At 54.3% G+C, this 13,484-nt stretch carries 11 protein-coding genes; 5 read left to right on the plus strand and 6 right to left on the minus strand.

Annotation, left to right across the window (positions count from 1 at the left end):
* Nucleotides 1-109 precede the first annotated feature (109 nt).
* A complete protein-coding gene (gene smc / locus OS112_09845; protein ID WAC04742.1) occupies nucleotides 110-3,550 on the minus strand; it encodes a chromosome segregation protein SMC in 3,441 nt (1,146 codons plus the stop codon).
* Nucleotides 3,551-3,565: 15 nt separating this feature from the next.
* Nucleotides 3,566-4,051, minus strand: a complete 486-nt coding sequence (locus OS112_09850) for a hypothetical protein (protein WAC04743.1) — start codon at nucleotides 4,049-4,051, stop codon at nucleotides 3,566-3,568.
* A gap of 316 nt (nucleotides 4,052-4,367) precedes the next feature.
* Between OS112_09850 and OS112_09855 the strand changes: the two genes are divergently transcribed.
* The 4 genes from OS112_09855 to cofE are packed head-to-tail and all read left to right on the plus strand — an operon-like array spanning nucleotide 4,368 to nucleotide 8,063.
* Nucleotides 4,368-5,606, plus strand: a complete 1,239-nt coding sequence (locus OS112_09855) for a serine hydroxymethyltransferase (protein ID WAC04744.1) — start codon at nucleotides 4,368-4,370, stop codon at nucleotides 5,604-5,606.
* A gap of 26 nt (nucleotides 5,607-5,632) precedes the next feature.
* Entirely contained in the window at nucleotides 5,633-6,475 is an 843-nt protein-coding gene (gene folD, locus OS112_09860; protein WAC04745.1) for a bifunctional methylenetetrahydrofolate dehydrogenase/methenyltetrahydrofolate cyclohydrolase FolD, read from the plus strand.
* On the plus strand, nucleotides 6,457-7,269 hold the full coding sequence (gene folP, locus OS112_09865) for a dihydropteroate synthase (protein ID WAC04746.1): 813 nt from the start codon (nucleotides 6,457-6,459) through the stop codon (nucleotides 7,267-7,269). The genes folD and folP overlap by 19 nt, the downstream gene beginning before the upstream one ends.
* Complete coding sequence (gene cofE, locus OS112_09870; protein WAC04747.1) at nucleotides 7,266-8,063, plus strand: coenzyme F420-0:L-glutamate ligase; 798 nt, start codon at nucleotides 7,266-7,268, stop codon at nucleotides 8,061-8,063. The genes folP and cofE overlap by 4 nt, the downstream gene beginning before the upstream one ends.
* A 175-nt stretch (nucleotides 8,064-8,238) precedes the next feature.
* On the opposite strand, the gene OS112_09875 is transcribed toward cofE, so the two are convergent.
* On the minus strand, nucleotides 8,239-9,591 hold the full coding sequence (locus OS112_09875; protein ID WAC04748.1) for a tetratricopeptide repeat protein: 1,353 nt from the start codon (nucleotides 9,589-9,591) through the stop codon (nucleotides 8,239-8,241).
* Between the two features lie 249 nt (nucleotides 9,592-9,840).
* On the opposite strand from OS112_09875, the gene OS112_09880 reads away from it, so the two are divergent.
* Nucleotides 9,841-11,049 carry an MFS transporter gene (locus OS112_09880; protein WAC04749.1) on the plus strand — a complete coding sequence of 403 codons (1,209 nt, stop codon included), beginning with the start codon at nucleotides 9,841-9,843 and terminating at the stop codon, nucleotides 11,047-11,049.
* A 1-nt stretch (nucleotide 11,050) separates the two neighbouring features.
* On the opposite strand, the gene OS112_09885 is transcribed toward OS112_09880, so the two are convergent.
* The 3 genes from OS112_09885 to OS112_09895 form a co-directional block, all read right to left on the minus strand.
* Entirely contained in the window at nucleotides 11,051-11,647 is a 597-nt protein-coding gene (locus tag OS112_09885; GenBank protein WAC04750.1) for a putative dsRNA-binding protein, read from the minus strand.
* Between the two features lie 24 nt (nucleotides 11,648-11,671).
* Nucleotides 11,672-12,307, minus strand: a complete 636-nt coding sequence (gene cofC / locus OS112_09890) for a 2-phospho-L-lactate guanylyltransferase (protein WAC04751.1) — start codon at nucleotides 12,305-12,307, stop codon at nucleotides 11,672-11,674.
* A gap of 98 nt (nucleotides 12,308-12,405) precedes the next feature.
* On the minus strand, nucleotides 12,406-13,170 hold the full coding sequence (locus OS112_09895; protein ID WAC04752.1) for a HAMP domain-containing sensor histidine kinase: 765 nt from the start codon (nucleotides 13,168-13,170) through the stop codon (nucleotides 12,406-12,408).
* Between the last annotated feature and the right edge of the window lie 314 nt (nucleotides 13,171-13,484).

Below are 13,484 nucleotides of genomic sequence, written 5' to 3' on the forward strand. Positions count from 1 at the left end.
ATTTCTCTCACCGGTTACCCCATTATTTTCTAAAGTTTTGTCCCGCGTTTCATCCGGAGTGGTTCCGGCAGAAGGGGTTTTCTCTTCTGTTAGGCCGTGGGCCTGTTCCTCACTCATTTGCCTTTACCCCGGTGACAAGCGTGCTCTTGTCAGGCCGCAGCGTGACGCCCATGATCCGCTGTGCCTCGGTGATCATCGGCTTTCTGAGGGAAACGATCACAAACTGTGAGGTCGAAGAAAGTTCTTTGATCATCAGGGCGATCCGCTCCACGTTCGACCCGTCCAGAGACATATCCACCTCGTCGAACGCATAGAACGGCGCCGGGATATGTTGCTGGATCGAGAAGATGAATGCGAGAGTCGTGAGCGACTTTTCACCGCCGGAGAGCGATGAGAGGAGATGCACGGTCTTGTCCCGGGGCTGGACCGCAAACGTCAGCCCCCCGGCAAACGGGTCCTCTTCGTTCTCCAGCACGAGGTGACCGCTACCGCTCGTGAGGCGTGCAAAAACCTCCCGGAAATTGGCGTCGATCGCTGTGAATGCAGTAGTGAACGCCTCGTACTTCATCTGTTCGAATTTCTGGATCCGCTCGAGGATATTGGTCCGCTCGCGGGAGAGGGTCTCCTTCTTCTCGGTCCGTTCATCGACCTGCTTCTGGACCTTCTCGTACTCCTCAATGGCGAGCATGTTCACAGCCCCGATCTTCCGAATCGCCCCGTCCGCCTCTGCAATCTTCCCTTCAATCTCAGAGAGCGTGAGATCGGTCTTTGCCTCCCCTACCTGCTGCCGCAGCGTCTCGACTTCGATACCCAGTCCCCGTGCACGCTCTTCAATTGCAGACATCTGAACATGAAGCCGTTCTTTTTCCGTGTCGAACTTTAAGAGTTTCTGCTCTGACTCGGAGATGTGTCCCGAGACCTCGGTGCGTTTGCCCCGCAATTCGTCAAGTTCGCCTGAGAACTCCTTCTGCCTTCCTTCGAGTGATGCGATCTGCGTCTTGTGGGTGGCGATCTGCTCATTCTGGGTCCCGATATCGGTATCAATCTGCCGGTTGCGCTCCTCCTGCCGGTTCCGGTCATCGGTGAGTTCCCCAAGCCTCGAATTGAAATGAGACCGTTCCCGGGTGACGTCATTTATGTCGGCGTCCTTGTTCCTGAGGCGGCGGTCAAGCTCCTCGATCTCGCGCTTCTTCTTTTCCAGCTGCTCGGTGAGCTGCGGGATGTTTGTATCGTCAAGACGCCGCTTGATCTCCTCGATCTCTCCATTCAGTGCGTTGATGGCGCCTGTTGTTGAGTCCAGTTCGGCTTCAAGAGAGCCGAGCTCGTCTGCTCCCCCCTTCGTTTCACCCTGTTGGCGTGCGACAGCCTGTTCAATGGTCTGTTTCTCGACCGAGATCGCCTCGAACCTCCGGTTGAACTCTTCGGTGAACATCCCGAACCGGGCGACTTTCTGGTCGATCTCCCCTCGGGCTGTCCGCTTTGCATCCACCTCTTCGGTAAGCCGTTTTACCGCCGCTTCGATCACCGATGCCTCGCTGACCAGTTCCGTAAGGTGTGCACGGATGCGGACAATCTCGTCATCAACCGCAGCGCCGAATCCCCTGAGAGGCTTTTTTGTGGCGCCGCCGGTCATTGCACCGCTCCGTTCGAGGAGTTCCCCTTCGAGCGTCACCATCCGGTACTTCCCGATCAGTTTCCGTGCCCGTTCGAGCGTATCGACGACCACAGTACCCCCAAGCGCAACGGCAAATGCCTTGTCGTATTTCGGGTCGTACTCGATCAGGTTCACGGCGTAACCTATGACACCCGGCTCCTTTACCGGGGGAAGCGCTGGCGGCTTGAGCTTATTGAGAGGGAGGAAGGTAACCCGCCCGAGCTTCTCGTTCTTGAGGTACTGGATTGCCTCTGCCGCTACATGGTCCGTGTCAACGATTACAAACTGTAGTTTGTTGCCGGCAGCAATGTTGAGCGCGGTCGCGTATTCCCCGGGTGCCTTCCCAAGGGACGCAACCGTACCGTGCACCCCCTCCATCGCACAGACTGCTTCGATCGCCCTGCCGCCGGACTCCCCCCGTGCCTGCTGAGCCGCCTCGAGCCGGAACGCGTCCTGCTCCGCCTCTTTGATCTCCCCCCGCAACCTTTCCAGCATTGAGCGCTGTGCAAAAAGCGTGCCTTCGAGTTCGGACAGGGTACGGTCGAGCGCTTTTTTCTCTTTTGCGAGGTCAGAGACACTCTTTTGTGAATCCGTCAGCTGGGTGTTCTTTGAAGTGTACTCCTCATCAAGTTGCCGGAGCAATGCGGTAAGGCGTTCGAGCTCCGAGGTCCTCATCCGGCTCTTCTCGATAAGCATGTCCTGCTGGTGTAGGAGCGAGGAGCGTGCACCCTTCTTCTCCTCGACCTGCTGGAGCAGGGCGAAGAGCTTGTCACGGGCCCCCTGGGTATCCTCGCTGTGGGACCGTATCTCGGCATCGGTCTTTTCCAGCTGCGCCTTTGCGGTCGCCAGTTCCATCGCGATATTAGTCCGGTCAATGGAGAGTGTCCGTACCTGTTCGGTGCACTCCGCAACCCGCCCCTCCGCCCGCTTTGTGTCCATGTAGACGCGGTTGATGGTCTCGAGGTTTGTCTCTTTTTCCTTTTTGAGGCGTAATATTGCCTGTTCGGCGACCTTGATCCCGCCCTTTGCCTCCTCAAGCTCGGCGATCAGTTTCAGGTAGTCAGACCCGCTCTTTTTATTTATCGCTTCGTCGATGTCCTTTAGGTCTGCCCGGAGATAGGAGAGCTCGTTTTCCTCAAGGCCCCGGTCGGCTTCAATCCGGGAGAGCGAGATCTTCTGCTCCTCGCTCACCCTTATCAGGGTGCCAAGTTCCTTTTCCCGGTCATGGAGCTGGGCGGCTGACCGGCAGTTCTGGAAAAAGGTGAGCTCTTTTTGCCATTTCTGGTACTCGAGGGCATGCTCCCTTTCCCGCTTCAACTCGTTTGTCCGCTTCTGGAGCTCGAGCAGAAGCAGCTCCTCGCGTTCGATCCGCTCCCGCACGATGTCCAGTTCCCGCAGCGCCTGCTCTTTTTTGGAGTCAAACTCGGCGACACCGGCAATCTCATCGATGATCTTCCTACGCTCGAAATCGCTCATCTCCATGATCCGGGTGACATCTCCCTGCATCACGACGTTGTACCCATGGGGTTTGATGCCATGTTTTGAGAGGTGGTCAACGATGTCACTCTGCTTGCACACGCGGTCATTCAGGTAATTGTAACTGTAATACCCGTTACCCGTCCGCTTGATACGGCGCCGGATCTTTGTACCGTCCGAAAACTCCAGCGCGACTTCAGCGGTATTTTTACCGGAATTGAGGTTGATGAGGTCGGTCAGCTTTTCCGCTCTCAGGTTCCGTGCGGTTGAGAGGGCAAGGACAAAAAGGATCGAGTCGATGATATTGCTCTTTCCCGAACCGTTGGGCCCGGAGATGACGGTGAACCCTTCAAGAAAAGGAATTTTTGTCTTTTTTGAAAAAGACTTGAAATTATCGATCTCCAGCTCTGTGATATGCAAAGACTTTCGGCTCCGTTACTTCTTTGCAGGATTGGCTTTCTCATCGTCAACCGCATAGATGAGGTCGCCTGATTTTTTTGCAGAGTCTTTGCCCTTTTTCCTGCCATAACCCGCTGACGCAACGATATAATTCTTCTCTCCCCGCCGTGGTTCGAGCTTCATGGTGCCGTCCGTCTGCATGATCATGTCCATTGCCGGTTCCGCCGGTGCTGACGGTTCCTGCCGTGCGGATTTGGGGCGCATCACGACGGTGCTCCCGCCGGAAGGCGCTGCGCCCCCGGCTGCCGGTTGCTGGGCGCCCTGCACGACAGGCTGCACACGCTTGAGCTCCTGCCGGCTGCGCTCCTCGCTTGCCTTGGCAAGCTTCATGACAATCGATTTCATATCGAGGAGCTCTTCCGTGATTCCCTTGATAAGGGCCTCCTGCTCCTTGTTCTTGCGCTCCAGTGCTGCAATGCGGTCATCGCCTGCAGCCCCGCCTGCTGATCCGTTCATCATCATGATCCTTTTCACCTTTTTGACCGGTTCATTTCTGGGATTTGAAATCTTTGCATCCTTATTATGCAATTACACGTCTTTACTGGTCGGTATGGACGTGCTTGTACTTATAAATAATAGTATTGTCGCCTGTCAAGGAAAAAAGGTTTCTGCTCTTTTCCTCGGAAATTTCCCCAGCAGGGGCATGCATATACTTCTTTTTACTAATGCGCTGTCTTTTCGGTTTCAAAATTACGGGTAATAAAATGGTATCGCAATATGGCTTGTGTGGCGGGACGAACAAAACTGTATTACCTGATTGAAGCGAACCCTTTTGCATATGTCTTATCTGGATAAAACAGATCCGCAGATAGCAGATATTATCGAAAAGGAGCGGTTGCGGCAGCTCAACGGGCTGGAGCTCATCGCATCGGAGAACCTTGTTTCCCGTGCAGTACTTGAAGCGATGGGATCGGTCATGACCAACAAGTATGCCGAAGGATACCCCGGCAAGCGATATTATGGCGGGTGCGAGTACCACGATATGGCCGAGAACCTTGCCCGGGACAGGTTAAAAGTACTATTCGGGGCACAGCATGCAAACGTCCAGCCGCACTCCGGCACCCAGGCAAACATGGCGGTCTATTTTGCGTTCATGAAACTGGGAGAGGGATTGCTGAGCATGAAACTCACGCAGGGCGGGCATCTTTCCCACGGTTCGCCCGTCAGCTTTACCGGGCAGTTTTATAAAGTGACCCAGTACAGCCTTGACCCAAAGACCGAGATGCTTGATTACGGCATGGTCGGGGAGATGGCAAAGAAGGAAAAGCCGAAGATCATTGTCTGCGGTGCATCCGCATACCCCCGCACCATCGACTTTAAGGCATTCCAGGAGATTGCCGATGATGCCGGGGCGTACTGCATGGCAGACATCGCCCATATCGCCGGGCTCTGTGCGACCGGCGTCCACCCCACTTCTGTCGGCGTCACCAACTTCACCACAACCACAACCCATAAGACGCTCCGCGGACCCCGCGGCGGGGCAATCATGTGCAATACCGAATATGCACAGGCAATCGACAAGGCAGTATTTCCCGGCATGCAGGGCGGCCCGCTCATGCACACGATCACGGCAAAGGCAGTATGTTTTGAAGAGGCGCTCCGGCCGTCGTTCAAAGAATACAATAAGCAGATCGTAAAGAATGCAAAGGCGCTCGCTGAGACCTTGATGGACTGCGGGCTGCGCCTTGTCTCCGGCGGTACGGACAACCACCTGATGCTTGTGGATCTCAGCGAGCAGGGGATCACCGGCCTTGAAGCCGAGAACGCACTGGGTAAAGCCGGCATCACGGCAAACAAGAACACCATACCCAACGAAACCAAGAGCCCGTTTGTGACAAGCGGCCTGCGGATCGGCACCCCGGCGGTCACTTCCCGCGGCATGAAGGAGGCAGAGATGCGCCATATAGGGAACTGGATCGCGACTGTCGTCAAAGACATCCACAATGAAGCTGCCATGAAGGACATAAAGACAAGGGTCGCTGCAATGGCGGGCAGATTCCCGCTCTACCCGGAGTGACCGTTTCACCCTAAAACCCCCGATTCATGATCCTTGACGGAAAAGCATGCTCGGAACGCCGGCTGGAAATCCTGCGCGGGGAGATCAGCAAGTCCGGGCTCTCGCCCTGCCTCGCCACCGTGATTGTCGGCAGCGACACTGCCTCTCAGATGTACGTGCGGATGAAACACCGTGCCTGCGAACAGGTGCACATCGGTTCAGTGGGAATTGAGCTGCCCGCCGATGCGACGGAGAGCAGGGTGCTCGGGTCGATCCGGCAGCTGAATGAGGATTCCGGTGTTGATGGCATTCTCGTACAGCTCCCGCTCCCTGCACACATTCATGCCGGGCCCGTGATACAGGCGGTGAGCACCGACAAGGATGTCGATGGGTTCCACCCGTATAACCTCGGGCTCCTCTTTTCCGGCTCCCCGAATTTTGCCCCCTGCACGCCCCTGGGTATCATGACGCTGCTTGCGGAAAACAGGATCGATGTGGCAGGGAAACACGCGGTTGTGGTGGGCAGGAGCATCGATGTCGGGCGGCCGATGGCAGCTCTCCTCACCAACGCCGACGCAACCGTCACAATCTGCCACAGCAGGACCCGCAACCTTCCTGACGAAACGCGCCGTGCTGACATCCTCATATCATCGGTGGGAAAGGCGCATGTCATCACTGCTGATATGGTCAAATCCGGCGCGGTTGTGATCGACGTCGGTATCAACCAGCTCGATGGCAGGCTGGTGGGAGATGTGGACTTTGCGGCAGTCAAAGAGGTAGCTTCAGCGATCACCCCTGTGCCCGGTGGTGTCGGCCCGATGACGATCGCAACACTCATGGAGAACACCTATCGTGCAGCGAAGATGAGGTCATGCAACACTGTACGGTAAACAAGATCACGGTCGGGGGAACCGCGCCTGTCCGGATCATGGGCGTGATCAACTGCAGCATGGAGTCGTTCTACCCGAATTCATATGTCCCGATGGGATCCATCCACGCAAAGGCAGTCGAGATGGTGGAGCAGGGTGCCGCAATTATCGATGTCGGCGCACGCAGCACCGCACCCAATGTCCAGCAGATCAGCGGGAAAGAAGAGGCAACGCGGATCGATGAAGCGCTTAAGGAACTGGACGGGAGCGGGATCACCGTATCTGTTGACACCATGCACCCGGGCGTGCTCGCGGTCTGCCTGAAACATGATGTCCACCTTGTCAATGACATCGGCGGGTTTGCATCTGAAACATACGCAAAGATGGTCGCGGAGTCCCGGTTACCCGCCGTACTGATGGCATCGGTTTCGCGGCCGGGTGATGCTGTTGGCGTGGAGGCAACAATCCATGCCCTCTCCATTGTAAAACAACGCTGTGAACATGCCGGTGTCACGGACTATATCCTTGACCCCGGTATCGGGATCTGGACACCCCTGCGTTCTGTCGAGGATGACTGGCAGCTCTGTACCCGGTTCGATGAGTTCCAGCGGTTTGACCGCCCCCTGCTTGCCGCCATCTCCCGTAAGACATTCATCGGCACCCTCCTTGACAAATACCCGGAGGACCGGTTGTACGGTTCCCTTGCCGTCACCATGATGCTTCTTTTGAAAGGTGCGTCGCTTGTCCGCACCCATGACGTGGTAGCCACTGCCGATGTCGTGAAGGTCTGTGATCGGATGGTGAAGGGGGCGTGAACCCCTCTTTTGCTGTCTTTGGGCTTGCAACCGGGCTGATCACACCGGGCGATGATGTTGCTGAACGGATCGTTGCCGTTGCGAAAGCCTCGGAATGCTCAGGTATTGTGGACGGGGACATCCTGGTGCTCGCCGAATCGATGGTCGCAACTGCGGAGGGGAGAGTTGTCAGCCTCTCTGCCGTAACCCCATCACTGCAGGCAGTAGAACTGGCAAAAACCTATGAAATGGACCCCTGCACTGCAGAGGTCGTGCTGCGGGAGAGCGACGAAGTTGTCGGGGGGATTCCGCACTTCCTGCTCTGCATGACTAACGGCACCCTGCTCCCCAATGCCGGTGTCGATGGTTCCAATGCCCCGCCCGGATGCCTTGTTCCGCTACCGGAAGACCCCGATGCGAGTGCGGTGCGGATCCGCAAATCAGTCGAACAGCGGTGCAATGCAAAGGTCGCCGTGATCATCGCCGACAGCCGCACCCATGCAATGCGTTCCGGCTGCAGCGGTGTCGCGATAGGGTGTGCCGGCATTGTTTCTGTGATAGATGACCGGGGCAGGAGCGACCTGTACGGCAGGAAACTCGAAGTAACAAAACGAGCGGTTGCCGATAACATCGCATCCGCTGCGGAACTGGTCATGGGTGAAGCAGACGAGGGAATGCCGGCGGCAATCGTGCGGGGACTGGGACTTCCCATCTCAGATGACGCTGTCGGTGTTGAGTCGATCAATGCGGACGAGTGTTTGTTTATGGGGTTGCTCCAAAAGAGACCAAATGAGAAAGAGAGTTTTCTGAATTGATGCTATCAACGGATATCTGATCTTTTAAACGTCCTGATCATGAGAGGACAGTCTTGGTCCCTTCCTCATTTTATTCAGGTTCAAACTCCTTGAAAATACAAATAATAATACTCCCGGCAAGAACCTGGTGATTATTGTAATATAAAATTTTTAAAAGTAAGAATGGCTTTCAATTTTAATTATCCTCATCGGTTTTTTTAATGTCGCTTGCGATGTAAATTTCAATCGTTTTTACAAGAGTATCAAGATGTTTTTCCAATGGAGGTGTTATTGCATCGAGCCAGTGCGGGATACCAATAAGATATTCCATTGATTTTGTGGGTTCTACATTTTCAATTCTGAAGGGAATAATAATCAACTCGTTCTTGACTGCAGTTGTAAGTTCCCGCAATACGTGCTGGGATTTGTTCGAATGTGATGAGAAGATCAATACCATTATCCTGCTTCCTTCAATTCCCCGAACAATTGCCTCAGGGAAATTTTTCCCGGGAGGTACATCCCGTGGCGCAATCCAGCACCTGATATTCCGGGACTCAATTTTTGCACATGCAGCATCTGCAACCGGTTTGTTCACCTGCGCATAACTGATAAAGACATCGTGGTGGGATTTTGCCGGGGGGGAACCGGGTACAGTGGAGGCTGAAACCGGTGGGTGAGGGAGTGTCACTGGAGTTTTTTGCTTATGGTTCCTATATGCATATATTCCCCCGCCAAGAGCAATTACAAGCATGACAATAACCAGCGGCAAAAACAACGCTCGAAGGTTGGGCACGGGAGGGGTTACATCCTGGGAAGCCGTTCCAGCCATGGGCTGAGCTGTTGAACCTGAGATTGTGACAGGCACGGCGGTCTTCTTGGGGTTTGTGCTATTCGGGAGCAGGTACGAGATGATGATCTGCCTGTTGTCTGCTGCCATCTCGAGATTCGGATCGAGCGAAAGGGCTTTGTCATAAGCTGCCAGCGCTTCCTTGTATTTTCCAAGGTTCTGCAGTGCATAGCCTTTGTTCCCCCAGGATTTTGCATAGGATGGGTTGATGGAAATCGACATGTCAGCAGCATCAATAGCATCCTGGTACCGGTTGAGTTTTGAAAGTGAAACGGCCTTAAGATCCCAGCCGGTGTAACTGTTGGGGTCAAGGGAAATTGCTTTTTGTGCAGCATCAAGACCGTCCTTGTGTCGTCCCAGTGAATTAAGAATAGCAGATTTCATTACCCATGCATTGATAAAATCCGGGTCAATCGATAAGGCTTTTTCACAAGCATCGAGTGCCTCCTGGTCCCGGTTAAGGTTCTTCAGTGCATTTGCCTTATTGAGCCATGCATTTTTATTGCCGGAATCAATGGCGAGCGCTTTTTCCGCGGCATCAAGAGACTCGTCCCATCTTCCGGAGTTTGCAAATGATTTGCTTGCCTGCACCCAGTAAACTGCAGTCTCAGCACAGGCATGCGGGACAAGGGCAGACAATATCAGAAAAAGGACAAGGAGGCGGGTTGACTGCAGCCCCGTCCCGCAGTTTTGAAGAGTCATCACTCACCCAAATTGTTCAATGGCAAGTCTCAAGCATCAGGGTATTAACCTTTCCTTTTTAGGGGCCGGTTCCAAACCTTATATCTTAAAGGGTATAGTTCATTCCGAACATCGGTTTTGTATAATAAATAAAAAACTGAAAGGTGTGGACGCTCCTGCATGTCGTTCTCCTTTTCATTATGTCCATATGAAATAATTTAGTGAACATATTCAAAAGTACATTATCCGGAGCCTGATCCAATGCCTGTTATGAGTGAAGACCCCGCAGCCCGGAAATCAAAAGCGTACCGGCTCATCATCCTCTTTGGCATCGTTGCCATGCTCGGAGATGTCGTGTATGAAGGGGGACGGAGCGTTGCCGGCCCGTTCCTCTTCACGCTGGGCGCGTCTGCCTTTACCGTTGCGTTCGTTGCCGGGTTCGGTGAATTTGCAGGATACGCGATCCGTATTGCCACGGGATATCTCGCGGACAAGTCAAAGCAGTACTGGGCATTTGTGATCGCCGGCTACCTGATGATCGGGGCGATCCCGCTCCTCGTGTGGGCCGGCAACTGGGAGATCGCGGCACTCCTGCTCATCGCAGAGCGGATCGGAAAGGCCCTCCGTTCACCTTCAAAGGATGCAATACTGTCGCATGCTACCTCAGCGGTAGGGAGGGGGTGGGGCTTTGGTCTCCATGAGGCGCTTGACCAGATCGGCGCTGTTGCCGGGCCGATGCTCTTTGTGCTCGCCCTTGCAACTGGAGGGGGATACAGGGGCGGGTTTGGACTTCTTGCCATCCCGTTTGCACTTCTTCTCGTTGCGTTACTCATTGCATGGAGGAGCATGCCGGATCCTGCCGCATTCGAACCTGCAGCCGGTTCCGTACCCGGTGAGAGAAAAAGAAAGGGCAGCTCGCGCCAGATCCGGCTGTATGCAGTCTTTACTGCGCTGACAATGGCGGGATTTGTGGTCTTTCCCCTGCTCGCGTTCCATTTCAAGGCACTTTCGATCGTGTCCGATGCAGAGATCCCTGCGTTCTACGCGATCGCCATGGCGGTCGATGCCATCGTGGCACTCGGTGCCGGCAGGGCGTACGACCGGTACGGGCTCGCAGTGCTCGGGGCAATCCCGGTTGTCGGCCTTGCCATCCCGCTTATCGTGTTCTTTCCATTATATAGTGCAGCACTGGCCGGTGCGGTGCTCTGGGGTGCTTCCATGGGTATGCAGGAGACGGTGCTCCGCGCTGCAGTCGCTGATTTTACGCCACCGGGTGGCCGGGGATTTGCCTACGGTGTCTTCAACACGATCTATGGCGGCTCATGGTTTGCCGGCAGTCTTGTCATCGGGGCATTGTATGAATTCAACATCAGCTATGCCGCTGCCTTCATGGTCGTCATGCAGTGTGCTGCGCTCCCGGTCCTGTGGCAGGTGGCAAAAACACAGAAAAACCTGTCAGAGCAAGAGCCGGACCGGTAAACTATACGGGTTTAGCCGCGAGGTGTTCCAGCGCAAGGCGGGCGGCTTCCTGCTTTGCACCTGTTTTATTTCCGCCACTTCCTACACCGCACCGCCCGTCGGCAAGCGCGACCTGAAACGTAAATGTCGGCTTGTGAGGGGGGCCGTCAGAACGTATCAATTCATACTGAGGGGGAGCATCTCCATGCCTCTGAAAATATTCCTGAAGGATGCCGATATAATTTCGTTCAGGATCGAATCGATCGATCTCCTCTGACATCAGCATCAGAACAGATTCTTTCACCCTTAAGATCCCCTCGGAAAGATAAAGCATGCCGATCCATGCCTCAAAATCATCTGATGTGACAGCTGTGACCTGCCCCCGCCTATGCAATAAAAAACCAGGAGAACATTTGTCAATAAACGGCCTGAAATCCGGCACAATCATGTCGAGATATGCATTTGAAACCACCACCATCCTCTTTGTCATCTCCCCTTCCGAGAGTGTGGGATAATTCCGGTAGAGGTACTCGGAGATAATAAGGTTAAGGACGCGATCTCCGAGGAACTCCAGTCGCTCAAAATCCGGCCCGGTATTGTTGCCTGAATCCATATCCATTTCCGGTTAAGATTGCATCTACTTTTACGGGGAACGCCTCTCGACCCCGACCCGGCCTTTGTCGTCGGTTATGATCGCAAAACCCCGTTCAAGAAGGAACGCCCGGCTCTTCCCAGTCCCGTGGATCAGGAGCTCAACAAGGTCTTCCTTTTCATCGATGTCCGTGTGCAGCAGAAAAGAGTCGATAACCTCACAGGAGAGCCCGCACTCCTGCGCAATCTTCATGTGCTTTAAAAAGCTCCCGCCATAATAATCGACATGATACTTTGAGGGTTCCTTGAGGTAGATCACATTGGTGCCCCCGCCACGCCCCGGCACGATTGCCATATCCTTTTGTGTGGAAAGCACCTGTTGAATCGATGCCTCGTCCGCGAGCGGGATATCTGCCATGATGATAAGGACTTTGCTTATTGCACAGGCAAGGTATTCATTCAGGGCGTCGGATAGTCCCTTTTCCTGAATCGTAACCTGCACCAGTTCGGAGTCAAATAGCTCGGTGCTGAGGATTACTGGCTGGCAGTCTGCATCTTTTACTGCAGCGACCACATCTGAGAGCATCGATTCGGCAAACGCTTCCCGTTCCTGTTCGTCAAGAACGCACGAGAGTCGGGTCTTGGGATTTTTCGGCTTGAACGGGATGACTGCCACTGCCACGGTCATGGTATGTTCTGTACTACGGGAAAGGAAAAAAAGGTGTTGAACCGGTCACGCAGCCGGACGTGGTACAGGATCCCCGGTCATTCCGGTAAATCCGGATGTCAGGTGCGGACAGGGCCGGTTCCTATCCGTATACGCTCTGCAGGGATCCGTATCTCAAAACACGCACCGGCTCCTGCGGTGCCCGTCTCCTTAATAGTCATGCCGTTTGCCGCAAGGATGTCGCGGGCGACAAAGAGACCCCATCCCGTATATTTCCCGAAGCCTTTGTCAAAGATTTTCTCTTTATCTCCGTCATGCACCCCGACACCGTCATCTTCGATACATAGCACTGCATCCTGACCGTTCTGCCGGAGCCGGATCTGAATTCCGGTCGTGCTCTTCCCATGCCTGGCCGCGTTGTCAAAGAGATACACAAGAACTTTTACAAAGAGGGGGGCAGCAAATACCGAGCAGGCATCCACGTCCGACCGGATCGCGACGTTACCAGTATCCACCTCATCCCGGGCAAACCTGATCAGCATCCCGAAATTCTGCCAGACGGGCGGTTCAAGTCCGATACTCTGGTATACTTTCGAGTACGCAAAGATCCGCCGCATCTTTTCTGATGACCTGCGTTCGATCTCAAGGAAATTCTGTTGTTCCTTATCCTGCACCATGGTGCCCAGAAGCTCGTTATAGCCCATAATCGCGGTGAGCTGGTTAAGCGCATCGTGCCGGGTGACACTGCCTACGATCTCCAGTTTCTTTTCCGCAAGTGCAAGTGCCCGCAGAAGGTCTTCACGATCCGGCTCGCCGGAGCCAGACGTTGCACTCGGTTCATCATATCTTGTCGGATTCCGGGAGTCGGGAAGGTTCGGAGACATGTTCACCCGTTTTTAATGTTGTTCCATGAAGTTGCCGCAGGGGAGTGCTCGTATACACTACTTATTACACCCGGTTATTAAACTAACGATGAATAGGCTCTGTAGAAATCATCGTTTTTCATAACGTTCTTGGGGGTGTTTGCCGTTCCCTGCAGGGAAGGGCAAACTGAAGAAGATGTCCCGATGGACATCTTCGAGTTACATTGCCCCCGCCACTGCGGCACTTAAAAAAAGGTCTGACGACCATTTTTACGAGTCCGCCATCCTTTAAGGATAGCAGACATCCCCCCTTACGATATCCGTCGAAAACCGGT

Source organism: Methanoregula sp., assembly GCA_026625165.1.
Taxonomy (GTDB): domain Archaea; phylum Halobacteriota; class Methanomicrobia; order Methanomicrobiales; family Methanospirillaceae; genus MVRE01.

Coding starts and splice junctions, on each gene's coding strand:
- folP (WAC04746.1), top strand. CDS start 6,457: ATGCAACACTGTACGGTAAACAAGATCACGGTCGGGGGAACCGCGCCT.
- OS112_09855 (WAC04744.1), top strand. CDS start 4,368: ATGTCTTATCTGGATAAAACAGATCCGCAGATAGCAGATATTATCGAA.
- folD (WAC04745.1), top strand. CDS start 5,633: ATGATCCTTGACGGAAAAGCATGCTCGGAACGCCGGCTGGAAATCCTG.
- OS112_09885 (WAC04750.1), bottom strand. CDS start 11,647: ATGGATATGGATTCAGGCAACAATACCGGGCCGGATTTTGAGCGACTG.
- cofC (WAC04751.1), bottom strand. CDS start 12,307: ATGACCGTGGCAGTGGCAGTCATCCCGTTCAAGCCGAAAAATCCCAAG.
- OS112_09895 (WAC04752.1), bottom strand. CDS start 13,170: ATGTCTCCGAACCTTCCCGACTCCCGGAATCCGACAAGATATGATGAA.
- OS112_09880 (WAC04749.1), top strand. CDS start 9,841: ATGAGTGAAGACCCCGCAGCCCGGAAATCAAAAGCGTACCGGCTCATC.
- OS112_09850 (WAC04743.1), bottom strand. CDS start 4,051: ATGATGATGAACGGATCAGCAGGCGGGGCTGCAGGCGATGACCGCATT.
- OS112_09875 (WAC04748.1), bottom strand. CDS start 9,591: ATGACTCTTCAAAACTGCGGGACGGGGCTGCAGTCAACCCGCCTCCTT.